The organism is Pseudomonas sp. yb_9 (genome assembly GCF_043103635.1).
Lineage (GTDB): Bacteria > Pseudomonadota > Gammaproteobacteria > Pseudomonadales > Pseudomonadaceae > Aquipseudomonas > Aquipseudomonas monteilii.
On sequence record NZ_JBICKA010000006.1, the window covers coordinates 148,802 to 172,516 of the forward strand.

The 23,715-nt window shown below is 60.1% G+C and carries 23 protein-coding genes and 1 tRNA gene; 2 read left to right on the forward strand and 22 right to left on the reverse strand.

Going from position 1 to position 23,715, the window contains the following annotated elements:
* Positions 1-11: 11 nt before the first annotated feature.
* The 22 genes from ACF8MI_RS00960 to metC all read right to left on the reverse strand — a co-directional run bounded on the left by ACF8MI_RS00960 (position 12) and on the right by metC (position 21,074).
* A complete protein-coding gene (locus ACF8MI_RS00960) occupies positions 12-839 on the reverse strand; it encodes a DUF932 domain-containing protein (RefSeq protein ID WP_012205967.1) in 828 nt (275 codons plus the stop codon).
* Positions 840-989: 150 nt separating this feature from the next.
* Positions 990-1,904, reverse strand: a complete 915-nt coding sequence (locus ACF8MI_RS00965; RefSeq protein ID WP_012205966.1) for a DUF3577 domain-containing protein — start codon at positions 1,902-1,904, stop codon at positions 990-992.
* Between the two features lie 378 nt (positions 1,905-2,282).
* Positions 2,283-3,095, reverse strand: coding sequence for a hypothetical protein (locus ACF8MI_RS00970; RefSeq protein WP_012205965.1), 813 nt, complete (start codon positions 3,093-3,095; stop codon positions 2,283-2,285).
* Positions 3,096-3,375: 280 nt separating this feature from the next.
* Positions 3,376-3,654 (reverse strand): hypothetical protein, encoded by a 279-nt coding sequence (locus tag ACF8MI_RS00975; RefSeq protein WP_012205964.1) that lies wholly within the window; start codon positions 3,652-3,654, stop codon positions 3,376-3,378.
* 94 nt (positions 3,655-3,748) lie between these two features.
* Positions 3,749-4,486: a hypothetical protein gene (locus ACF8MI_RS00980; RefSeq protein WP_012205963.1), complete on the reverse strand. Its 738-nt coding sequence runs from the start codon at positions 4,484-4,486 to the stop codon at positions 3,749-3,751.
* Positions 4,487-4,698: 212 nt separating this feature from the next.
* On the reverse strand, positions 4,699-5,091 hold the full coding sequence (locus ACF8MI_RS00985) for a hypothetical protein (RefSeq protein ID WP_012205962.1): 393 nt from the start codon (positions 5,089-5,091) through the stop codon (positions 4,699-4,701).
* Positions 5,092-5,112: 21 nt separating this feature from the next.
* Positions 5,113-5,325, reverse strand: coding sequence for a hypothetical protein (locus tag ACF8MI_RS00990; RefSeq protein ID WP_003158617.1), 213 nt, complete (start codon positions 5,323-5,325; stop codon positions 5,113-5,115).
* Positions 5,326-5,654: 329 nt separating this feature from the next.
* Positions 5,655-5,900 carry a hypothetical protein gene (locus ACF8MI_RS00995; RefSeq protein WP_012205961.1) on the reverse strand — a complete coding sequence of 82 codons (246 nt, stop codon included), beginning with the start codon at positions 5,898-5,900 and terminating at the stop codon, positions 5,655-5,657.
* 523 nt (positions 5,901-6,423) lie between these two features.
* Positions 6,424-8,436, reverse strand: a complete 2,013-nt coding sequence (locus ACF8MI_RS01000) for a DNA topoisomerase III (RefSeq protein WP_392517314.1) — start codon at positions 8,434-8,436, stop codon at positions 6,424-6,426.
* 269 nt (positions 8,437-8,705) lie between these two features.
* A complete protein-coding gene (locus ACF8MI_RS01005) occupies positions 8,706-9,146 on the reverse strand; it encodes a single-stranded DNA-binding protein (RefSeq protein ID WP_012205959.1) in 441 nt (146 codons plus the stop codon).
* A gap of 73 nt (positions 9,147-9,219) precedes the next feature.
* Entirely contained in the window at positions 9,220-9,747 is a 528-nt protein-coding gene (locus ACF8MI_RS01010; RefSeq protein ID WP_012205958.1) for a DUF3158 family protein, read from the reverse strand.
* Positions 9,744-10,544: a PFL_4669 family integrating conjugative element protein gene (locus ACF8MI_RS01015; protein WP_392517315.1), complete on the reverse strand. Its 801-nt coding sequence runs from the start codon at positions 10,542-10,544 to the stop codon at positions 9,744-9,746. The genes ACF8MI_RS01010 and ACF8MI_RS01015 overlap by 4 nt, the downstream gene beginning before the upstream one ends.
* 317 nt (positions 10,545-10,861) lie before the next feature.
* Positions 10,862-12,106 (reverse strand): STY4528 family pathogenicity island replication protein, encoded by a 1,245-nt coding sequence (locus tag ACF8MI_RS01020; RefSeq protein ID WP_392517316.1) that lies wholly within the window; start codon positions 12,104-12,106, stop codon positions 10,862-10,864.
* A 3-nt stretch (positions 12,107-12,109) separates the two neighbouring features.
* The gene (locus ACF8MI_RS01025; RefSeq protein ID WP_008267477.1) at positions 12,110-12,670 is read right to left on the reverse strand and encodes a DUF2857 domain-containing protein; all 561 of its coding nucleotides are present in this window, start codon (positions 12,668-12,670) and stop codon (positions 12,110-12,112) included.
* Between the two features lie 15 nt (positions 12,671-12,685).
* Positions 12,686-14,278: a ParB family protein gene (locus tag ACF8MI_RS01030; protein ID WP_012205955.1), complete on the reverse strand. Its 1,593-nt coding sequence runs from the start codon at positions 14,276-14,278 to the stop codon at positions 12,686-12,688.
* The gene (locus ACF8MI_RS01035; RefSeq protein WP_012205954.1) at positions 14,271-14,519 is read right to left on the reverse strand and encodes a hypothetical protein; all 249 of its coding nucleotides are present in this window, start codon (positions 14,517-14,519) and stop codon (positions 14,271-14,273) included. Before ACF8MI_RS01035 ends, ACF8MI_RS01030 begins: the two co-directional genes overlap by 8 nt.
* The gene (locus tag ACF8MI_RS01040) at positions 14,503-15,378 is read right to left on the reverse strand and encodes a ParA family protein (RefSeq protein WP_012205953.1); all 876 of its coding nucleotides are present in this window, start codon (positions 15,376-15,378) and stop codon (positions 14,503-14,505) included. The genes ACF8MI_RS01035 and ACF8MI_RS01040 overlap by 17 nt, the downstream gene beginning before the upstream one ends.
* 42 nt (positions 15,379-15,420) lie before the next feature.
* Positions 15,421-15,633 (reverse strand): AlpA family transcriptional regulator, encoded by a 213-nt coding sequence (locus tag ACF8MI_RS01045; RefSeq protein ID WP_012205952.1) that lies wholly within the window; start codon positions 15,631-15,633, stop codon positions 15,421-15,423.
* Positions 15,634-15,751: 118 nt separating this feature from the next.
* Positions 15,752-16,507 (reverse strand): hypothetical protein, encoded by a 756-nt coding sequence (locus tag ACF8MI_RS01050; protein ID WP_012205951.1) that lies wholly within the window; start codon positions 16,505-16,507, stop codon positions 15,752-15,754.
* A gap of 564 nt (positions 16,508-17,071) precedes the next feature.
* A complete protein-coding gene (locus tag ACF8MI_RS01055) occupies positions 17,072-19,000 on the reverse strand; it encodes an integrase arm-type DNA-binding domain-containing protein (protein WP_012205950.1) in 1,929 nt (642 codons plus the stop codon).
* 240 nt (positions 19,001-19,240) lie between these two features.
* A tRNA-Gly gene (locus ACF8MI_RS01060) sits at positions 19,241-19,315 on the reverse strand.
* 589 nt (positions 19,316-19,904) lie between these two features.
* The gene (gene metC, locus ACF8MI_RS01065) at positions 19,905-21,074 is read right to left on the reverse strand and encodes a cystathionine beta-lyase (protein ID WP_014860761.1); all 1,170 of its coding nucleotides are present in this window, start codon (positions 21,072-21,074) and stop codon (positions 19,905-19,907) included.
* A gap of 348 nt (positions 21,075-21,422) precedes the next feature.
* On the opposite strand from metC, the gene ACF8MI_RS01070 reads away from it, so the two are divergent.
* Complete coding sequence (locus ACF8MI_RS01070) at positions 21,423-22,901, forward strand: amino acid permease (protein ID WP_063427221.1); 1,479 nt, start codon at positions 21,423-21,425, stop codon at positions 22,899-22,901.
* A 113-nt stretch (positions 22,902-23,014) separates the two neighbouring features.
* Positions 23,015-23,575, forward strand: a complete 561-nt coding sequence (locus ACF8MI_RS01075) for a TetR/AcrR family transcriptional regulator (RefSeq protein WP_063427219.1) — start codon at positions 23,015-23,017, stop codon at positions 23,573-23,575.
* Positions 23,576-23,715 lie beyond the last annotated feature (140 nt).

Consider the following 23,715-nt stretch of genomic DNA (forward strand, 5'->3'; position numbering starts at 1 on the left):
TCCACTTGGCATCACGCCTTGAGCTGGCGCATGCCTTCGGCCAGGAGCCACAACGCCCGGTTCAGGCGCAGGTTCTGGTCGATGCCTTGCACCGGGCGGGTGCGCTGATTGCGGCCATTGGCCGAGCGTCCATTCAGGCCCCCCTTGACGAGGTTCTCTTGGACACGGTTGAAGACGGCCCACAGGTCATCCCTGCGGTCGTCCCAGCGCCTGGGCGCGAGCAGTTGACGCTCCGTGACAGGCGTCGGCTTGGCAGGATCGTCGTACTTGAGTGCCAGCGCTGAGTGCGCGAAGATTTCTGCTTCGCCCTCATCGAGGGTGATGGTGCGCATCGCATCGCGCGAGTCCTTCACGCGCTCGAAGCCTTCAAGGACTTCGTAGGCGCCTTCGATCACCTGGCTGGCCACATCCCCCTTGTGCGGGACACGGATGTCGGCGGTGGTATCGCCGCAGACCAGGCCGTTGTGGCAGACGAATCTGAACATGCCTGCCAGCATCTGGTAACTGCTCGTGCCGTCGTGGCTGTTGAGCAGGATGATCTCGTTCGCCTCGTCGCCGTTGATCTGGCTGGCATGGCGAAGTCGGATGAGATGCTTGGTGTGCTCGCGCCGATCCTCGTTGCGCACGCGCGTCTGGCACACCATGAAGGGCTCGAAACCCTCCTGGCGCAGCTTGGCGAGCACGGTCGAGGTCGGTATGTAGGCATACCGCTCGGATCGGCTCCCATGCGGAGCGTCGGCGAAGATTGATGGAGCAATGGCGCGAATGCGGTCGTCCGAGAGCGGGCGATCTGAGCGCAGGATCGGGGACTGCGGAGCAAAACGGGATGCCAGAGACATGGCTGTTCTCCTGTGAAAAATGCGACAACCGCGCGGCCGTCTGACCACGCGGAACTCGGGGGAAGAAATGCGCGAGCGCGCTATGCGGATGGAGGACGCTGCAGATGCAGCAAGGAGAAGCGGCAAGGCCCCATGAGGGGCCATGCCGGATCAGAACGAAGCAGCCAATGCCGGCTCCTGCTCCTCGACTTCACCTTCGGGCTCGCACTCGGCGGGCTCGGCAGGCTGATCTGCAGCGGGGGCGGCGTCCTCGGCTTCGGGCGCGGGAGCGTCCTGGGCCGGCGGCGAATCTGCTTGCGCGGGGCTCGTCGGATAGACCTTGGTGCCGTCGATCTTGATCAGGCCGATGTGGATCAGTGTCGAATCCAGGCTTGCGGCCGGTTCCCCAGCGCGCTCACCCTTGGTGCGGATGTACGGATCGATCTTCATGTCGTTGAGACGGAAAGCGATCAGCACCTTGCAGTCCCCTTCGATGGCCTGCACGCACCGGCGAACCAGATGCTCGGCTTCAGGGGTGGTGACGATGCTGTCGAAGTACCGATACTCCGGTTCATCGACAGGCCCGGCCAGAGCGGCGACGGTGCAAGAGAGGAACGGGTCGCCATCTTTGGGTGTGACGTCCTTCGGACGGCTGAGGTAGCCGATGCCGCGGGTGACCAGCTCGTGCTGCCTGATCGAAGCCAGTTCGGCCCGGTCAAGCGGCTCGGCCTTGAGCAGTCGCGCCTTGAGGGACGCGGCGGCTTGGCCTTTCTGCTCACCCTTGTCGCGGATATACGCATCGCCCCACAGGTCGCCGAGGCGAAAGCGCACCAGTGGGCGCTGCTTGGGATCGTCAACGCCGATGTAGCGCTCGACCAGCTTCTTGGCCTCGGCACCCGAGACCTTGACGTCGAAATAGCGATAGCTGGGATCCTTTGCGGAACCGACCAGCGCGGCGATGGTGCATGCCAGGAAAGGCTGCGCACGGCGGCCGCCCCGAACAGGCACTTCACGGGCACGCTGGATGTAACCGATGCCCGAGGTGTGGAGGTCGAAATACGATTTCTCGTTGGACGTGGTGCTCATGGTGAATCTCCATAGGGATGAAGCGGAGACACACCGGCCCCACGCAGCGGGGAAAGGTGCGTAACCCCGCGATGGGTTGATAAGGCGAAAGCATCCACCACCAGAGACTGGTGGCCGCTCGCGGATGGATGCGGTGCGAGCTGGCTCGGTCACGCAGTGGGAACTGCGCCGCAACCTCGAAGACCGATGGTTGCCTGGCATGTCGCTGACAACGTCAGCAGGCATGGGCTCAGCATGGCCAGGCCTCGCGCGCGAGGCAGCCATCAATCGGTATCCGATCGTTTCCCTTTGATGAAATCTCCCACGGCAGAAAAAAGGCCCTCCTTCCGAATGGAGGGAGAGCCTGTGGGGGCATGTCGCCTGGTACTTTTCGTGGTGTCACGCCGGTACAGCGCGGCGCCGTCGGGACGTCTCCGCGCCGATCACGCTCACGTCGATCAGGCGCCAGCGCCCGTCGTCTATGAGTCGCTCCAGCACTTCGCCGAGCATGTCGAAATACACCTCGTCGTGCCGATCGACCAACTCGCCGTCGCGGCGCAGCTCCACCGCATAGGTATCGCTGCCGGGCTGGTAGAGGATCGTCACCTGGCCGGCGAACTTCGCGGTCGAAACCGTGAAACTGATCGCCGGAGGCGTTTCGATGATCCTGGACGGCGTCGGATCGACCCAGGTGAAGTCGTGGGCGCCCGCATCGACCAGCATGTGGGTGATGCGCCGGAACCCGTCGGGCGCCGGCATTTCCTCCAACTGCTCGATGAGCTGACCCAGTTCCATGCACTGCGGCTCGGGAATGGGCAACTTGGCCGGCGCGGAGCCGAGGATGTGTGTCTTGACGGTGTAGGGCGTGCCGTCGGACATCATCTCGGTGCGCTCTTCTGGCGTGTCCGCACGCAGACCGTCGAAACGACGACGGGCATAGGGTTGGACATGCACCTTGGTGCCCTCGCTGGGAACGGTGGTCACCAGGTTGGGATCGAGTACCGCGAACTCGCTGGGCTTGAGCTTGACGACGATGGCGTCTTCGCTGGCTGCGACCACCTTGCCGTCGAAGGGCTGGGGATCAATGACAAAGCCCAGTGTCGAGGACTGTGGCTGATCATCGAACACGCGGTACTTGAACGACCGCACGTTGCGGGGCACATGGCCTGCGACCAGCGAAGGCATCAGGGTCTTGATAAGAGAGCGATCCATGTGAATCTCCTTGAGGAAGAACAAGGGATTCCCCGCCCGCAAGGGAGAGGTCCCTTGTGGGTGGATGGGCGCGATGCGTCCGTAGAAAGAAACAACCAGCACGGTTTCCCGCGCTTGCAGCCTTGAAGGTCTTGGCTGCCTGGGCATGTGTCGGCAACGCCGACGAACATGGGGTAAAGATGGCCCTTGAGTGAGCGGCCTGCGCTCAGGAAACCGCACCGCGCCGCACCCGCTTTCCTGCGCCGCGACAAGAAAAGGCCCCTCGAAAGCGGCTGGGTGGTCAGACTTGGTACACGAAGTAGTGTTCGCGCTGACGTGGAAAGAACACGTGCTTCCACGAGTCGCCGCCGGTATTGCCGCCGTCGAAGACGACCATTTCGTAGGCATCAATGTCGGTGTCTGCCAGATCGGCGCTGGCGATATGGCGCATGTGCAGCATGCCGCTCAAGCGCTCGAATACCAGGATCTGGCCGATGGCGTCGTCCTGGCCCATGGCGTTGACGCAGGCTCCAAGCTGATGCTCGAAGTCGCGTGCGGGCGAGATGAGGTCGGGGAACATAAAGTGCTCCTATGGAATTGGACCAGCCCGGCTCCCAGAAAGGAGACGGGCTGGCATGGAGGGCAAAGAGGAAGGTGGGCGCGTGGTGTGTTTGCTAGGGCTCGGCCAGCGGCAGGCCCAGCAACACGGGCGCGTCAGCGTCGAGGATGAGGATGCGCACATCGGCCTGGCCAGCCAGCTCCAGGATGTTCGCCAGGTCGGCGGGCATGCCCTTGCTGCGGTGCTCCTGCCGAAGCTGCTCGGCGGTGATGCCCTCGGCGTGCTCCAGGTTCTTGTCCGTCCAGGGCGTGGAGATCAGCTTGACGCCGATCGCCGGGCTGTACGGAACCCGAAAGGCGATGAACAAAAAGGCCTCCGGCGTGGCAAGGTCCGCCAGGTTGGCGAGGTACTGGCCGGTTTCCTGGCTGATGTGCGCGCTGCTGATCTCCCAGCATCGGCTGTAGTAGCCGGTCTCGAAACTCAGGCGCTGCACAACTTCCCGCGCGGCTTCGACCGAATAGCTGTCACCGACGTGGATCAGGCGGCCGTCGAAGTCCTCGCCATGAATGGCATAGACCACGGCACCGATCACGCCTTCGCCGTTAACGCCTTCATCGGCATCGCATTCGGCCAGTGCTTCGGCACTCACAGGTTCAGAGCCGTTCGTGACCACCGCAAAATCGCTGGTGACGATGCAGGACGATGAAATCAATTCCTCGTCGGAAAGATGTTGTTGGCTCGGGTGGATGTTTCGCCAGACATGCGGAATTCCGTCCTCGTAGCTGATGGACAGCGTGCGGACGATCTTCAAATTCCAGTAGCCACGGAGAAAGGGATTGGGATTCTGGGACATGGGAACTCTCCAGATTGAATAATGGAGCCAATTCCCGCCACCGGGAATTGGACCCGGTGGGTTGAAAGGGGAAAATGCGTCAGTCGGCGCTGATCGTTGGCTTTGATTCAGCCGCTTTACGCTGGGCAACGGAAAGGAAATCGAGGGACATGGCTGTGTGGGCGCATGTCCCTCGTGGGGAACGAAAAGACGGGGGTGTGCCGGAAACGGGCTCACCAGCCGCTGTAGTTCAGCATCAAGTCGGCAATGACCTTGCGGCGTTCCAAGTCGAGACCGTCGAAGTCCGACAGCCCGTGGAAATGGCAGCGTTTGAGCATGGCACCGCCCTCGTGCGCGTTGTAGAAGCTGACCATGGCGGACAGAAACATGCGTTGCCCGCTGCTCAGGACACCGAGGGCATCGTTGAGCCGCAGCATGTTGGGACGCAGATCCCACTTGCTTTTGGCCTGGTTCAGGCCGTCACGGGTGCCGTCGCCGAACCATTCGGGGCCAGCGATCTCGGCACCACGCTTCCATGCCTCGAAGAAGGCTTGGGGCGCGGCAGCGAAATGCTGCTCTTCCCGCATGATCTGATCGACGACTTCCTGCGGCAGCAGTTGATTCATGGCGTGATTCCTCCAGTTGGATCAGGGAATGGCGAGCTGGGACCAGCCGCCTCTTTCGAGGGCACGTTGAGCCGCCGCATGGCTGCGGAAGTACTCGTGCGATTCCCGCGAAACGGGACCTTCGGTATCGCGCGTGCCGATGTAGTGGCCGGCGGCGCTTTGCAGGACTTCGAGCGGCAGGAACTTGCCGCAATAGGTCAAGGCCAACTGGCCGAAAGAGGCTTTGTGGGACATGGGTAGGCTCCTTGGAAAAGCGGGGCCTTGTCCCTTACGGGATGGCAGCTCCCGCACGCGGTGGATAAAAAGCATCGGCGTCACGGGGACGCGTGTCCGCAGACTTGATGCGATACGGACTGGCGGGTTACGCGGGAAGAACCCACGGCAGCCTGGAACCCATGGCTGCTGGCATGTGCTGACGAATCAGCGAACATGCGGGCAGCTTCGTCCGGGGGCCGCGCTGCGTCAGTTGGAAAACGACATTCGGCCCAGCCCGGATTGATGGGCGCAGAGACAGAAAACCCGCATCGAGTGCGGGCTGTCAGGGGGGGCGTGGGTGCGTTGGCTCACTCGGTCGTGTCGCCCAGGACATGCTGCTTCCACAGGGCGAATGCCTCGTCCTGTCCCAGTTCGGCCAGGACCACAATGGGTTGCGCCTGCCGCGCACGCAGCGAAGCGAAATACGCCTTACGGTCGGCGATGGCCTTGAGATTGATGCCATCGATGAACAGCAGTTTGCCGCCCTTGATGAACAGCACCTTGTTGCCAAGGTCGCGCTCGAACGCGGCTCGTACTTTCTCCGGTTGTTGCATGCGTCGGTTTCCTGTTGCTGTGGCCGGCCGTTGGCTCGGAACGTTGATCGGCGAGATGAAGATGCCGAAGGCTCGCTGACCTTCGGCTCGGGAGGAAATAACCACCCGTGGGCTGTTGCAGGCCCGGTCGTCGCTAGAACCGTCTGCTCATCAGCAATCACACCCGGCCCATGTCGTGGCTGGGGCCGGCATCGTCTGGCGCACATCCGCGCACAAAGGGAGCCCGTTTTTGCGCCGGTGGGCACCGGCACCGAATACCGCTGACCACAAAGGGTCTCCGGGTGGCTCGCGCTGCCTGGTAAGCCATCGGGGGACCCTTCGCAGTGGGCGGGAGAAACACAGACCAGCAGAACACGCGGGAGACGGTTCGCGGAAAAGCTACCTTCAGGTCCCGCAGCCGGGGACGGCTGGGCGGGACGCGCACACGGACAAGAAGGTGTTGCGCGCTGGGCGACCCGCAGGGGCGTGCGGGACACGGGCCACGCCTTTGAAACAGGGCGCGGCCCACGGGAAACGGAGTCAGTCAGGCGCCTTTGCGGCCGCTGCTACGCGAGCGCGAAGCGCCACGCTTGGGCGTACCGGATTCGACCGGCAGCGTGCCTTTGCAGTCGGGGTAGCGACTGCACGACCAGAATGGGCCGCTCTTGCCGGTGCGCTGGCGCGTCGCTGCGCCGCACTGCGGACATGCTGGCCCATGGGGAAGCTTGATGGACAGGGACATGCTGCCGTACTGCGCGATCAACTGCGAAATCCAGGCGGCCTGCTTGCTGAGGAATACGTCCAGGGTGAGCTGTCCCGCCTCGATCATGTCGAGCGCCTGCTCCCACACTGCCGTCGTGCCGGGGTCTGCAATCGCTGCGGGCACGGCGTCGATCAGCGTGAACGCCGCATCCGATGCGCGAATGGAGCGCCCCTTCTTCACGATGTAGCCACGGGCGATCAGCACGCTGATGATGTTGGCCCGCGTCGCCTCGGTGCCGATGCCCGTCGTGTCTTTGAGCTTCTGCTTCAGGCGCGGGTCGGTCACGAAGCGCGCAATGCCCTTCATCGACTTGACCAGTTCGCCCTGGGTGTAGGGCTTGGGCGGCATCGTCTTGAGCGCCTTGATCTCGACCTCAGCCACCTGGCACGCCAGGCCCCCACGCAGCGGGGGCAGCACCTGGCTGCGCGCCGCGTCGTCGCCGTCCTCATCCGCTTGCGGTTCGGCCAGCACCAGACGCCAGCCTTTGACGACCATCTGTTTACCGGTGGCCACCAGCATCTGCTGGCCGCAGGAAAACTCAGCCACGGTACGGTCGAACTCGTGGTGCGGGAGGAACTGCGCCAGGTAATGCGCCCGGATCAGCCGGTACACCGCCAGTTCCTTCTCGCTCAGAGGAGAGAGGTTCGCGGGTTCGAGCGTCGGAATGATGCCGTGGTGCGCCGTGACCTTGCCGTCGTTCCATGCACGCGAACGCTGGGAGCGGTCGAGCTGGCTCATGATCGGGCGCAGCGACGGATCGGTCTTGAGCAGGCTGTCCAGGACGGCGGGCACCTCGGCGAACATGCTTTCGGGCAGATAGCCGGAGTCCGAGCGCGGGTAGGTCGTGGCCTTGTGCGTCTCGTACAGGGCCTGGGCGATCTGCAATGTCTCCTGCACGTCCAGCCCGAGCTGCTTGGAACAGACCTCCTGCAAGGTGCTCAGGTCGAACAACAGTGGCGGGCCTTCGCGCACGCGCTCGGTCTCGACCGACACCACCTGGGTGTTGTCCGCGACGCGAATCTGCAGCGCCGCCTGCTGGGCGACCGGCTGTTGCAGGCAACGACCGGCGTCGTCGGTGCAGCCGTCGGGCGCAACCCACTGCGCGGAGAAAGCCTGACCCTCTGTGGACAGAGACACGTCGATGGCCCAGAACGGCGCCGACTTGAAAGCCGCGATTTCGCGGTCGCGATCAACGACCAGCTTCAGGGTCGGGGTCTGGACACGTCCGACCGACAGCACGCCGTCGTAGCCCGCCTGCCGCCCGAGCAGCGTGAAAAGACGGCTGAGGTTCATGCCCACGAGCCAGTCTGCCCGCGAACGCGCCAGCGCCGAGTAATACATCGGCAGCGTATCGGACGACGGTCGCAGCTTGCCGAGCGCGGTGCGGATCGACGCATCGTTGAGCGCCGACAGCCACAAGCGCTCGATGGGACCACGGTAGCCGCACAGGTCGATGATCTCGCGGGCGATCAGCTCGCCCTCGCGGTCGGCATCGGTGGCGATGACGAGATGGGTCGCCTTCGCCAGAAGCGCCTTGACGACCTTGAATTGCGTGGCGGTCTTGGGTTTGACCTCGACCCGCCACTGCTGGGGAATGATGGGCAACTGCTCCAGTGACCAGCGCTTGAGCGCCGCGTCATAGACTTCGGGTGCTGCCGCTTCTACGAGATGGCCGATGCACCAGGTAATCGTGACGCCGGAGCCGCTGAGGCAGCCTTCACCGCGCTGCGTCGCGCCGAGAATCCGGCCAATATCCTTGCCCTGGGAGGGCTTCTCGCACAAGAACAGCCGCATGTCCGTCCATCCGATTTCCGTGGTTCATTGAGTTGCTGGAATCGAGGATGCCGAGCACCGCCAAGGGCAGCAGCAAACAAGTCGCGAGCGGTGGCGACCTCTTTCACGGGATGGAATGGCTGGGGTGGAGATGGCGTGCAGCCGGGGGGTGCGGGCCGGGAGCCGCGATTTTCGGGAGCGCGTGGAAGCCGGTGGACGTTGATGGAGCTATCCCCTGGGGATAGCTCGCGGGTGCATGGAGCGGCGAACAGTGGCCGGCTCATACCGGGTCACTTCCTACGCCGCGGCTCTTTTGGCGCAGCCGGTTCCTGGGCGGCCTGGGACTTTGCCTCCGCATCCTGCGGCTTCGGGCTGAGGGTCACGGACTCGATGCGAAACGGCAGGATGCCGACGCTGCGCGCGTTGATCTGCCAGGTTTCGCGCGGCTGATCCTCATTGTCCGTCCAGGGTTCGCGCTCCATGCGTCCGACGACCAGCACGCGCATGCCTTTCTGGTACAGATCCTTCCAGTGTGCGACGTCACGGTGCCAGATTTCCACCGGTGCCCAGAAACCGCCGCGATCCTCGAAGTCGCCGCCTTTGGTGGGAACGGGGTTGTCGAAGTACACGTTCAGCCGCAGCAAGCGCCGCGGCTCGTCGTTGCCGTTGGGGAACTCCCGGTACTCGGGCGGTGAGCCAATGTTGCCTTCACCCCAAAAATGCGTGCTCATGTTGCAATCTCCATGGTGGTTGAAATACCCGTGCCGCGTCGGCGTCGGGCGCGTACTGGGGTGTCCGATGCCATCACCGATCACGCACTCCAGGTGGGATGGACTTGAGCCGTCGCAGGTAGGCGTCCTCCGCCTTGGCGGCCTTGCTGGCGCACTCCTGGGCCTGCCTGCCCAAGGTGTGCAACAGGCTGATCTGCATGTTCAGCGTGATGCGTTGAAGCTCGATCGCGTGCAGCTCGGCCAGCAGGTTGACCGGCGTGCCGGTGCTCGCCATCAATTCCTGCCACAGGGCTACGCCCATGGCTGAGCGGTCGTGCTTGCGCCAGCGCAAAAACGCCGTGCCTGCGCCCGTGGTCTGCTGGGCCAACTCCACGGGCAGTAGGTGAAAGGGATGCCCGACTGCCTGTTGCAGCACCTGCCGCTGCGCCATGTCAATCAACTCGTCGCGCATGGCGAAACACTGACTGGCCCAGGTCTCAAGATCCCCCTTACCCTTAAAAGGCTTTAAAAGGCCTTTTAGAGAGGCAGCGTGTTCCAGCTTCATGAAGGCTGCCTGTTGCAGGCCCTGGAAGTAGCGGGGTTCGCGGTTCGGATCGCTCATGCCTGCTCGTCCTCGACCTCGCCGGCGCTGACTTCGGGTGCTGCGTCAGTGGCGGGCTCGTCGGTGGTGGCCGCGTCGTTGGGGGCAGGCGCTGCAGCAGAACTCTGAGCACGCTGTTGCAGGCCACGGCGCACGATGGGCGGCGCGAACTTCGAGCGGCGCGTGCCTTCCAGCACGTCCTGGGGCAGTTCGCCGAATTTCTCCAACGCCGCCCGTGCTGCGGCGTTCTTTGACACGAAATCGTCGCGCGTGCAGCCCGAATAGCGGTATTGCTGGGCCAGCGAAAACAGGCTGCGCAGTGCATGGGCGCCCTCGTTAAGCCAGCGCTCCAAGGTGCTGCGGTCGATGAGCGCCGTGTGGTGGGCGAGGATCAGTTTGCGGGCGATGTCGTCGTAGTCGGCCAGCAGATAGACGGCGGCAAAGCCGAGCTGCGCATTGACGAACAGCGGCAACTTGACGGGCTGCACGTTAAGGTTCTCGCCCAGGCTGAGTGCCGGCGGCACGCTCGCCAGTGCCTGATCCACCTGCTCGCGCAGCGATTGCAGCGTGGTCTTGGTCTGGTCGAGCTTGGCCTCGATGCGCAGCATCCACCAATCCGAGTACGGGTCGTCCTGCTCCGAACCGCGCCGCATCTTGTTCATTTGGGCGATGTAGCCGTTCAGGCCGACGATGCCCGGTCGCCCCTCGGCGGCGGCACGGCCATGCCAGATGCGCGAGGCGTGGTGCGTGTGAAGCGTCAGCGACATCGCGCTGCGCAGGGAGCCGAGATTCAGTTGCAGAGGTTCATTGGTTGCCATGGTGTCCGCTCGTTGTGGGAAAAGGAGCGGTCAGCTTCGGCAGGAAGCGGAAGGCAGTCAGTCAACAAACCGAAACCAGCCAGACCCCGGTTCAGCGCGTGGTGGCCGCATGCGGCGCGAGCTATCCCCAGGGGATAGCTCCATGGAGCGCCAACGAACGCTGCACGTCGGGATCAGGACGGGCAACGCCGCTGCTGCGGCAGATGTTCGATGTCAGGTCTGCGACTGCACAGCATCCGCCCCAACGGTGGAACTATCCCCAGGGGATAGCTCTATTGGCATCCATGGGTGTCCACTTCACCGCCTTGCCAGCCTGCTCACTTGCTGGCGAGCAGATCTCGAAGCCGCTCGATGTGCTGCCTGGCGACTTCTGGTGGCACCGGCTTACCCTGCGTTTGGGCCGGCGGTGCGGGTGGTGGCCGTTCGTTTGGTTGAGTGGGTGCCGGTGGCGGGTCTTTCTTTGCCCAGGCATTGAACTCACCGTGGATGGCCCGCTGGATGATGCCGAACAGATACCCTGCGGGATTGCGGATGCCGTGGTTGCTACAACGCGCGGCCCATTCGTCCAGCACGTCCTGCCTCAGCGAGGCATCAACCTGCTGCAATGCCACCTTGGCACCCGCCTGCTGTTCCGCCTTCAGTTGCGCAAAGCGCTTGGGCCATTGCAGATCGCCCAGCGCGCGCGCCTGCGCAGTAGTACGTATTTCATTAATACAACTACTACGTACTGTACGGGCCTGCTTCGGATTCCGAAGAGAGACGTCTGGCGCGGGTTTCGACCCTGCTTCGGAATCCGTAGAGGGGCGTTCGCCATTCCGAAGAAGGCTCGGAGCCCCTTCTTCGGAGTCGTGAATGGCGTCTTCCTGTGGATAACTATCGCTGGCCGTGAGGTCCTGCTTGGCGAGACGTTCGGCCATCACCTGCAACCGTGACGGGAGGGTGCGTCCGGCCAGTAATGGGTCTTCACCGATTTCCTTGAGCGTGTGCAGGCCCACGATCTGCACGGCCTTGGCAGAATGGCCGAGCGCCTGGCTGACGAGTTGCAGGTAGTCCGGGTCGAGCTGCATGGCCTCGAACGGTGTCAAGGGTTCGTCGTGCAGCACGTACAGATTGCCGAGGATGCGGCCGGTTTTGGGGTGACGCCGTCGCCGAACCAGGCTCAGCCAGCGAGTCAGGCGCATCAGTGTCAGCGCCCGTGCCACGGTTTCATGCGAGGCCTGGCCTGCGCAGGGCATGGACGCCAGCCAGGGCCGCAACTGCTCGTAGGTGGGAAATGCGGTTACGCCATCGTCGTTGAGCATCAGCCGGAACACTTGCCAGGCGTTTCGTTCCAGCGGCGTCAAGCGACGGTCGAGGAACAACTTGCGTGGCACCGTCTCGTGCCGGTTGCCATTGAACAGGAAAGCATCGCCGGAGGTGGGCGTGGGCGACTGTGCCGGTGTAGACGCAGGTGCGCTGGGGGCGGGCTTGGGCACAAGGTCTTTTAGCGCAGCATCGAACAGCTCTGCGAGTGCGATGGGGCCTTGGCGTAGGGCTCGTGGTGCGGTGTCGTCCACGGCCATGACTCAAGCCAGTCCCTGATCGACCCAGCTCTTGATCGAGGCCCAGACCACCGACAGAGGCAGCGACATGCCTTCGGCCAAGTCCATGGCGGCATCGAGGATGGAAGTTTCGTCTTCGAGATCGACGGTCCTGCTGTTGGTCACGGCCTTCCATTGACGCCACAGCTCCGTGTCCTGCTCCTCGTCCAGCACGGGGTGCCGACCCTTCCGTTTGGGCAGACCAAGGATTTCACGGCGAAGAGCCACTTCCTGATGCGTCAAGCCATAGAACTTGCTGACCATCTCCGTGCTCGCGCCCAGCCTGAGCATGCGATCGACTGTGGCGATTTCCTTCTCCACATCCTGCGCCTGCTGGAGCAGCCGCCGCAGCACTTCGCGGTTGACCGTCACTGAGCACCAGGAGACGTTGGCGTTGGCCAGCACGCTGATCAGCGCGGGATGCTTGAGGGCGTCCAGCTCTGCCTCGCCAAACCCCATCAGCTTGCAGCGGCGCAGTTGCCCATTGCGCAGGTCATAGAGGGCCTGGGCGATGACAGCCTGGTTGAGTGGGTGTGCTGTGGACATGCTGGCCTCCCTCGCTTAGGTTCCAGAGTCCGCAGCGCCGGCTTCGAGATCGAGCAGGCGGCGGGCCAGTCGCAGCAGGCGGAACAGCTTGACCAGCGCGGTGTCGCTCAATCTTCGGGTTACGTCGCCCTGGCCGTACAGCAGCGCCGGCAGGTCGATGACGACTTGCCCGTTGTCCAGACCGACGTCGGCGGGCTGCTGACCGGCCAGGCAAGCCAACAGCGTATGGACGGCACGGCCCTTTGGCGCCAGGCTTGAGGTATGGGCACGGCAGGCGAAGCCGATACCGTCTGGGCGGTCATCGATGCACTCGCCCAGGTCTGCCTCGACCGCAATCTCGCGGGCGAACTGCGCGACGTGGATGCGCAGGTGCTCGGGTGTGTCCAGGCCGGGGGCGATGTACCAGACATCCGAGATCGGATAGAGCCCGCCAGCCTGCACCGGGATGGACTGCAAGACGTTCGCCGAGAAGTCGCGCGGCAGTGCATCGCCCAACTGGTCAGCGACCATGCGCTGGATGGACTCAAGCCGTTCGGTTGTCGGCGCCGGGGAGACGATGTGCTCTTGAAGCAGGCTGCCATCCGTGTCGCTTTTGCCCGTTGATGGCGTTGCCGCAGGCTTCGCGGCGGGTGGCGCGGTATCGACAGGTGGGCGCGCGATGGCCTCTGGCTCTGGCAAGGCAGGCGGTGTCGAGGGCGGCGTCGGCTCGCTGACCAAGGCACGCTGGCGGCTCTCGGATTCGGTCATGTCCAGAGCGAGCACGTCGTAATCGACGTCCAGCAATTCGGCCATCTGGCCGATCAGCTCGTCCTGTACGCGCTGCGTAGAGAACTCGTCGGCCTGGACATCGAATTGCGACAGCACTTCCTGAAAGAACTCGTCGAAGTCCTGAACCAGTGAGCGGCCTTTGGCGTAATGCTCCCAGGTGCGCTCGCAGGCCTTGCGCATGACCGACAACCGCTCGACCTGGTGACGCCCCAGGCCGGCGTAGAGCACGGTCGGGATTGCGGGCAGCAGGTAGCGTACGGCGTCGGCCATCCGGCTGATGTGCGATTGCTGCACGGGGTATCCGTCGGCGGCCAGGCGGCGAGCCAGCTCGGACTGGCTCAGGGTGGAGCGGATTTCCAGTTCGTAGAACTCGCGCGCTTTCTCGACGCCCAAAGCGCGCTCGATGAAGGTGAGGCCACCGCGCAGTTCGTTTTCCGCAAGATGCCCGGTGAGCGCGACGATCTCACCACGCTCGGGCCACGGGCGGAACAGGCATGAGACCCGAAAAAAGCGTTCGTCCTTGGTCTCCGACCAGAGTTCGCGCAGGATTGCCAGTCGCGTGTTGCCGCCATTGCGGATGATGTAGTGATCGTCGCCGGGCCGCCGGGTGATGGCCGGAGCCGCGTCCAGGCCACGCTCGCGGATGGATGCCTTGATTTCCTCGTACACCGGATTGCGCTTCTTGCGCGGGTCGTGGTCGTAGGGGTGCAACTGGTCGAGCGTCACGACCATGGGCGTGTCGGCGATCGGGTCGCTCAAGGTCGTTGCTGACGGGCCGCTGCGCTCGAACCCGGACGCAAGCAGTTTGCCGGCCATCTGCTGGGAGGTGATCTCAGTCATGGCCGCCTCCCTGCGCTTGGGATCGGGTCTCGCGCTCGGCACGACGGATCTGCGCACGGGCGTTGAGGGCTGCCCGGTGATCGCTGGCCGTCGAACTGGTGTAGATCGCGGCGCAGCCTGCCTTGGTGAACTTGAGGTGACCGCCCGCCGTGCGCTTGACGTGCCAGCCTTCGCCGACGGCGAACTCGATCAGGGCGCGCAGCCGGCTGTGGCCTCGGGCCAGTTCATGTGCGTTGGCCATGGGGCCTCCTGGTATCAAGAGGCTGTGGCGGACGGCCGGACACTGCGGCAAATCGATCCTGCCACTGCGGGAGCAATTCGCCGGCAAGATCGCGCATGGTGGCGAGCGCGGCGGGAGCGACTCTGCCCACTGGCTGGCGGTACTCGACCCGATGCACCGGCAGACCGCGCGTCGCGGCACGCGGATAAGCCTCAATGGCCGGCACGTCGGTGGCCAGAACCCGAATGCCGGTGTGGCCCTGGAACAGATCGCGCAGCGCCTGCTGGATCAGACGGGCGTTGGCGGACACCGGATGGACGCGGTTGATGAGCAGGTGCAGCGGCGGCGGCTCGATACCCAGCTGCCGGTACGGCGCAATGTCCGCCAGCAACTGCATGGTGCCGCGCCGCAGTTCGCGGGCGGCGAGGATTTCCGGGGTCACTGGCGACAGCGCGAGGTCGGAGGCCAGCACCGCCATCTCCAGCAGCACCGAGCGCGCGCCCTGGGTGTCGATCAGCACCAGGTCGTAGAGGGGGTTCAGTATCGGCAGCAGGTGCCGCAGCCGCAGTCGCCCGTCTGGCGCGTGCAGCAGCAAAGTGTTCAGTTCGCCTCGGTGGTCGTTGGAGAGCACCAAGTCCAGGCCCGCGATGATCGTGCGGGACACAAGCTGGCCAAGGTCACGCTCGTTGAAGGCCAGCAATTCATAGATACCGCCCGGCGCACGATGGGCCAGCTCGTAGTAGGAGGACAAGGTGGGCTGCACATCAAGATCGAGCAACAGCACGCGCAGCCCGGCGTCCGCAGCGAGACCGCCCAGGTTTGCGGCCGTGGTGGTCTTGCCGACCCCGCCTTTGGTTGAAATGATGGATACGACCTGCATGGCGTTCTCCGTGTCAGGATGGAAAGTCCGCGGGAGAACGGGTCAGGCCCTGTTGTTGACGCGCTCGTCGATCCACTGATCGATTTCGATGGAGTCCCAGCCCACGGCGCGCACGCCCAGACGCAGCGCCTGCGGGAACTGGCGTTTCTTCATCAGGTTGTAGATGTGGGCGCGCTTGAAACCGGATTTCGCTTCGACTTCTTCCAGGCGCAGGATGCGGCGCTCGTTTGGCGGCAGTACAGGTGTTTGCGACATGGCGGTCACTCCTGAACGCTCAGTGGCGTTTGTTGGCGTGACCTCTATTCAATAGACACGGCAGCGAAAAGACATTGCAAATGCAATCTCCGCGACTGCACATACAAGCTGGCAAATCTCAGCGGGAGGCGCTACGCAACCGGCGCCTGGCGGTGGCGAACTTGCCGTTCAATGTCCGCTCCGCGATACCCATGGCGCCGCTGTGATGGGCGACCAGCGCGCTGACCACGGCCTCCTGCGTCTTGAAGCTGGAGTACGGCGTGCCCGATGGCGACTGGCCGAGCATCAGCTCTAACAGGCCGCCAACGATGTTCAGGTAGGTGGCCTCGGCCCGATCACTGATCGGACACTGCGCGCATGCCGAAATCACCGTGGACTGCTTGAGCAGCGCGTCATGCTTGTCCTGCAACTCGCGAAGCTGACGTTTGGTCTGTTCCAGGGCGGATTTCAAACCCTGGCGTTCGACCAGCATGGCTTGCCCTGTTTCCAGAGAGATGAAGGGATGGATGATGCGCTCGCTGCGGGAGAAGAGAAAGCCGGGCCGCTGCTCGGGGTAGTGCTGGCGCATCCAGCACTTCAGATCGACATGACGTACCGTCAGATCAGGCGATTCGATCAACGCGGTGTCGCGTGTCGTGATGCCATGCTGCCCGAAGGGCAGTTCCCCGTTGAGGATGCCGTCATAGATGCGGTCGGTGTACAGCCGCAGTTCGCCCAAACGCGGGCAGTCCAGCGACTGCGGCAGATCCATAGGCGACGAGACCGAAGCCAGGATCACCTGCTCGTATCGCAGCAGTCCGGCCCAGCGGATGGACGCTTCGAGCGGGCGGTAGAACACCTTTGATGTTGGTGCATCATTTTTGTTCTCGTGCATGCTCCGTCTCCTTCCAGGAGAAGAACTACAGGGCCGACTGCTTTTGCAGCCGTCCTCATGGTCGGCCTGTTGTCCGCGCAAGACGCGAGTGATGACGCCCGCTTTTGATGACTTCTGATCAGTTCGCGCAACGAGTAGGCGTTGTGTGCTCGATGTGCAAAAATCCATCGGGCACAAGAAAACCGAGCGTCTGTCGCGGCTCGACAGTGACGCTTGCGCTATCAGGATCGTGAGAAGTGGCTGCTCTCGCAAAACCGTATCGGTATGGTCTGATGCGCCAGCGGTTTCAAAAAGCGGCGAACGCTCGGAATCTATTGATCGGGGCTTGAGATTGGCAACGAAAATCCGCTGGTGTCATATCCGATCGAGATACTGATATAGCGAGATAGCATTACCGAGAAGTCGCCTATGGTGACTGCCGAGCGCTGATCCGACGCTAAACGCTGCCTGCCAAAACGTGGAAATTGCGAGTTGGCCGCGCAGAAGACGGATGGGCGGCCATGCGAAGCGATCGACGTTCCCTCCTTTGACCTTGACCGGACGGTGCTGCCGCCCGGCCTCAGCTCAACGGGCGACGGGATCTTCGGGCATATCAACCAACATTGCCGTTTTTACCAGGCGCTCTACAGTCTGCCTGGCCAGCACCGGAGACGCCTCCGATTGCTCTGCAAGCTCATCGGTTTCTATGGTATGTGCGGCGACCAGTCGAGCTGCAAGATGCAGGTTGGTCGGATCGACGGCCTCGATGACTGGACACTTGCCCAGGGCATCGTATGGCCGCAGCAGTGCGTGATAGATGTGCCAGGTGTCGATACCGCGCGGCACCAGCTTCAGGACAGCCTGAATCAGCTTGCGCTTGATGGGGTCGAGTTGCCAGTCCGGGACGCGCTGCCCACGGTGACCCAGATGGATCGACAGGAGATTGCCGGCCTGAATCTCGTAAGTGATCCAGCGGCGGGACTTGCCAACCAGCTTGGCGTAATCGGCCACCGACAGGTTGTGGGATGCCTCGAATATCTCCAGCAATTGCAAGCGCTCGCGCTGCACCTCTGACAGCGTGGGTCGCGCGTACTCGGGCAGATGCACCGCCGAAAGTCGATAGACGGAAGCTGGAACCGCTGGTGCATCGGGTGCAGGCGCAACGATCAACTGAGGGGCGTTTGGATTCAGGGCGGGCGGCTGCGCTGCCGCCTGTCCGGCGATTGTGGGCAGGCCCTGCAACGTGATGGTCAAGTGCGTGCTGGCAACTTCGACCTGATTCTGCTCGAACAAGTCCAGCCGGTCGGCCCAGTCCTGCATCATGACGCGGCGTTGCTCGACGTACTCGGCGTGGTTGTAGGTCGCGCTGATCCGATCCGGATCGGCATGCGAAAGTTGGGCGTCTACCCACTTGGGCGGATACCCCAATTCATTGAGCGCAGTCGAGATGGTGGCGCGAACGCCATGCCCAGTGAGTTGGTCTTCATAGCCCATACGCTTGAGCGCGCCATTGAGCGTGTTCTCGCTCAGAGGGTTTTTCAGGCACCAATCACCGGGGATGAGATACACCTGTGCTGGCTTCAGATTTCCCAGCAAATGACGAACGACCTCTTGTGCCTGCAACGACAGTGGCACGATGTATGGCGGGATGTCGGCGAAACGCTGGCGCTTCTTCTTGGTGAGCTGCTTGCGTTGCTTGAGCCTGACAACCGGGATGATCCACAGACCGCGCTCCAGATCAAACTGATCGGGCGTGGCGTAGCGCAATTCACCGGTGCGCACGCCCGTGAGCAGCAGCAGACGTAGACCCAGTTGCGTATTCAGGCGACCGCTGTACTTGCGCAACGTCTGCAGCATTGCCGGCAGCTCGGGCATGCGCAAAAAGGGATTGTTCTCCACCGGGGGCAGCGGCATCGCCACCACGTCCAAATCCTTGGCCGGGTTGTCGCCCATGTTGGGCACCACCACCGAGGCGTAGGTGAATAGCTGGCTGAACCAGGTGCGCAGCTTCTCGGCCACCGACAGCGAGCCACGCTTTTCCACTCTGCCGATGATGTCCAGCAGGTGGGCGCGGGTGACGTCGTAGATGGTCAGGTGGCGCAATACGGGAAACACGTCCTTGGCGAAGACGCGCCCGATCTGCTTGGGCGTACTTTGGCGGCCCTCATTTTCCAGAGAGAGGCTGCGGTGGGCCAGCCATTTGTCGTAGATGGCCTGGAAGGTGTGCTCGCCCGCCAGGACGATGGCGTGGCGCTTGCGCTTGCGCTCCGAATGCGGGTTGATGCCCTTGGCCAGCATGGCCCGGGCCTCGTCGCGCAGATTGCGAGCGTCTTTCAGGGAAAGCGCGGGATAGCCACCGAAGGACATGCGCTCGCGCTTGCCGCCCCAAGTGAAGCGGAAGTGCCAGGCCTTGAAGCCGGTGGCGGAGATGTAGAAGTAGAGACCGTCGAAATCGACAAGCGAATACGCCTTGCCGGTCACCTTGGCCTGTCGAACCTGGAGGTCTGAAAGCATGAGCCCAACTCCTGCGAAGCGAGTTGGATGCCATGTTCCCGACGGAACCCCGGCTCCTCCAGCAACAATACGGTTTTGGGGACCTCCGTATTGCCAGTGTACCGCTCAACGTACCAGTTAGAACCGGCTGGGAGTGGATTTCGCTGGATGTCAGTGGATTGAGATCAGGTAAAAATCTCAATCCTGACAATGACTTACGACGTTCTCTGGCGTTCGGTGGAAGTCCCTGGAAAGTCGAAGTGGAGCGGGTAGAGGGAATCGAACTCTCACCGATAGCTTGGGAAGCTATAGTTGTACCATTTCGACTATACCCGCTTATTCAACCTACTAGCGCAGCTACGGTAAGACACTTTAGAGGCTCCTTCAACATCTCGGTGCGCTGTATTCTCACACTCAGCATGGTATGGCGTCCCGTAAGTGTATGTTGGCCTGTTGCTTTAATGCGAGCAATTCGCTGACGAATTCTCTAAGACAATTTGCAATACAAATCTGGTATAACTGTAAGTGCTAGTGAGGATTCACTTGATTAGCTTGGGCTTCTGTTAAGTTTGTCGTCAGGCACGCGGTCAGCTATGTCAACGACGTCATCATCCAGATCTGGCACACAAAATATGCACTCATTTGGATCAATCTGGGTTCCTTCTATATAACGAACTCTTCTGTTGGCAGATGATCGGTTGATGCTAACTCGAAAAGTTGGCCGATTGGGTGGGTTACTGTTTTTGTCCATAATGCTCTTCCTCATTAACTTATTTCGGTTGGTACAAAGTGCAAACTAAGCCTATCACTAGGTAGGTGGCTTGTCAAGTTGGGGTGTTGTAGTGAGTGGCATGCTCATAAAGTTGTAACTAAGTTATAAGGCGCAGCCTGATATTTCAGGCTGCGCTTAAAATATTTTGCGAGTTTAAGGTTTTAGCGAGTTGTACTTGGAAAAGCCTAACTCTAGGTCTTCAATAAGATCATGTGGGCTTTCAAGTCCAATGTGAAGCCTAACTAGGTGTCCCTCTACCTCCCAGGCGGTTTCGCTTCTTACCAGACTCGGGTTTGCTATCATTGCCAAGCTTTCATAGCCACCCCAGGAGTAGCCAATAGAGAACAATGACAAGTTATCTAGCAGCGCATCTGCCGCTGCTTGCGTTGACGGCTTGAGGACAAATGAAAGCAAGCCTGAAGCACCCTTAAAGTCTCGCTTCCATAGGTGGTGTTGAGGGTGGGACTCTAAGGCAGGGTAATAGACTGATTCAACATCAGGGTGATTATCCAGCCACTTAGCCACAATAGTTGCGTTCTTGAAGTGTCGTTCAAGCCGGACATCTAATGTTCGCAGTCCTCTGAGCGCGAGGGCCACGTCATCAGGGCTTGCGAACAGCCCCATGTTGAAGTGATAGCGCTTCAAGCGATCCCAGGCTCGCTTGGATGCCGATACCGTTCCGATGACAGCGTCGGAATGGCCGACAATATACTTTGTCGCTGCCATGATGGACAAGTCGACACCGAGATCTATTGACGGGAAGTAAAGTGGTGTGCCCCAAGTATTGTCAGCAATTACGAGTATGTCGTGCGCATGAGCGATCTTGGCAATTGCTGGAATGTCTTGAATTTCCAAAGTTAAAGAGCCAGGTGACTCTGTATAGATAGCTTTAGTATTTGGCCTCAAGAAGTCAATGATGCCTGACCCTATTGTGGGGTCATAAAACGAGACTTCGATTCCTAGGCGCCGACCTTCGCTTTCACAGAATGTCCTTATAGGGGCATATACATTGTCGGCCACGAGCAAATGATCGCCAGCGCCGACCACCGCAAGAATGGCGGTAGTACAGGCCGAGAGGCCTGATGGGCATATCACTGTGCCTTCCGCTCCCTCAAGTTGGCGCAATGCCTGACTCAAAGCCTCCGTAGTGGGGTTATTCCAGCGACCGTATACGTATTTCTGGCGCCCCTCACGCATCGACTCACAGGTGGGGAACGCCACCGTAGAGCCCCGATAAATTGGCGTGTTGACAAACCCATGGTGTTGCTCAGGTTGGACGGAGGCCTGAGCAAGTAACGTTTGTACGTTATTGTATTTGTTCATCTTACCTTCCAGAACGTTGGCTTAGGGTGTGGGCGAGAGCGCCACCGGCAGGTTCAAGGTTATGCATTTCATTGGTAAATGTCTACCATATGGTTGGGATCAAGAAAAATATCCAATAAATTCAATAAGATAAGCTGATTTGTAATTTTTTGTTGAAAGCCATCCATTTGGATGGTAGGTTTTTGTTGTGTCGTCATGCTCGCCTGGGGTTGAGCGGGTTTTTCATTCAATGCTCCGGTGTTGCGACATTTAAAAATAATAATGCTTCATAGATGTGTTGGGATCTGCCGCAAGTTTAGGTTTGCAAGAAATAATACAAAAACTGCAAATTCATCGCGTAGGTGACACATGAAAAGCCAAATTGAAACATCGCAGTCCGCATTCAAAGCTAAAAGTGGCGATCTAAAAAGTCAGTCAGAATGGCTCGAATCTCACGAGAGCGGATATTCAAAGCACTTAAAGAAGCGGCATGTGCAGATGATGGCGCTTGGAGGGGCAATTGGTACTGGCTTGTTTTTGGGGGCCGGTGCCAGGTTGCAGATCGCAGGGCCCGCACTCGCTGTTGTGTATTTGGTGTGCGGGGTTTTCGCTTTTTTCATACTCAGGGCGCTTGGTGAATTAGTAATGCACAGACCGAGTAGTGGGAGCTTTGTTTCTTACACTCGTGAGTTTATGGGTGAGCGTGCTTCCTTCGTCGCAGGTTGGATGTATTTTCTAGTCTGGGCACTGACAGGTGTTGTCGATATAACCGCAATTGCGATTTACATGAAGTATTGGGGTGTGTTCGCAGATGTGCCCCAGTGGGTGTCTGCACTAAGCGCATTGGGCGTGGTCACATTGATGAATATGGTGGGTGTGAAGTGGTTCGGGGAGATGGAGTTTTGGTTTGCGGTGATAAAGGTTGCCGCAATTAGCATCTTTTTGATTGTGGGCTCGTACTTTTTTGCTACGGGTCATGAGGTAGGTGGGACTATCCCTGGGTTGCACCTAATTACAGACAACGGTGGTATATTTCCCCATGGTTTACTGCCGGCTGTAATAATCGTGCAGGGTGTTATATTCGCATATGCGAGTATAGAGTTGGTTGGAACCGCGGCTGGCGAGACGGCGGATCCCAAGAGTGTTATTCCCAAAGCAATCAATGGCGTGATTTGGCGGATAAGCCTATTTTACGTTGGCTCTGTATTTTTGTTGGTTACTGTTCTTCCATGGACTGCCTATAGTGCGAATGTTAGCCCTTTCGTAACTTTTTTTGAAATGCTCGGAGTTCCAGGTATTGGTTCCATCATGAATATTGTCGTGATGACAGCTGCGCTCTCAAGCTTGAATTCAGGGCTGTATGCAACTGGGCGGGTTTTGAGGTCGCTTGCGATGGGTGGCTCTGCACCAAAAATCTTTAAGCGTATGAATTCACAAGGGGTACCTTACATGGGAATCCTAGTGACCATGGGTATTAACGTATTTGGTGTATTTCTGAATTACTTGATTCCATCACAATTGTTCGAATTGCTGTTGAATATGGTTTCCTTAGGTATACTTTCTACATGGGCCTTTATTGTTCTGTCGCAGTTAAGGTATCGGCGTGCAGTAAAAAAAGGGGAGGTCGCAATGGTGGATTTCAAAATGCCAGGCGCGCCGTTCACTTCATGGTTGACCCTTGCTTTCCTGCTTGCTGTACTAGTTCTATTGGGCTTTGACTACCCTAATGGTACGTATACTGTCCTTTCGATTCCGGTGATAGCAGTTGTCCTACTCATTGGGTGGTCGAGAGTCGTTCGTGCGAAAGTCAGGGCTGATGAAGAGGTGAAAGCCGTACAGGCCACGTAAAAACGGTTTTGGGCGATTAGGGGGCGTTTCATGGTGTCCCCTTATCGCTCTATGAGTTGAATCACTGCCCTAATGCAGTTAATATGGCTCTATCAGAAAATCAAGGTAAAGTCATGAGCACGCGTTCCGATCTCCTCATTACTGCTGAATTACTATTGCGTACCAAGGGTTACGCAGCATTTAGCTATGCAGATTTAGCGGATGAAATTGGTATTAAGAAAGCAAGCATTCATCACCACTTTCCGACGAAAGAAGGGCTCGGGATCGCGGTGATTGAGAGCTATCTCTTTAGATTTGAGAAAAATCTAGCTTTAATCAATGAACAAAACGCTGATGCGCTAGACCGCTTAGAGGCTTTCGCCTCATTGTTTGTTGATAGCTCGGAAAATGGAATGCTACCTCTCTGTGGTGCGCTTGCAGCAGAGTTGTCCGCCTTGCCAGAAAGTCTCAAAGAGCTTACTCAAAAGTTTTTCCAAATTCATCTCCTGTGGTTAGAAAGCAATTTGATCAAAGGTCAAGCTGAAAATCTGATACGCGGCGATCTAAATCCAAATGAAATTTCAAGAGCGATTTTGAACATTCTAGAAGGTGACAGTTTTGTTTCTTGGGCGATGAGCGATAAAGTAGGCTCGCAATCCGGCTTCAGCTTGATTATGAGAAGTATCATTGTCTGATCGGTGCGATTCACACCTATCAATGCATCGTAATTCGTACCTGATTGCCCACCTGCCAGGGTGGGCGTCACCTATGTAGATCTCCTTTGTAGCCCGTTCTCCTTCTGCCTGCCTCCGTTCTCCCAGCCTTACGGCCATTT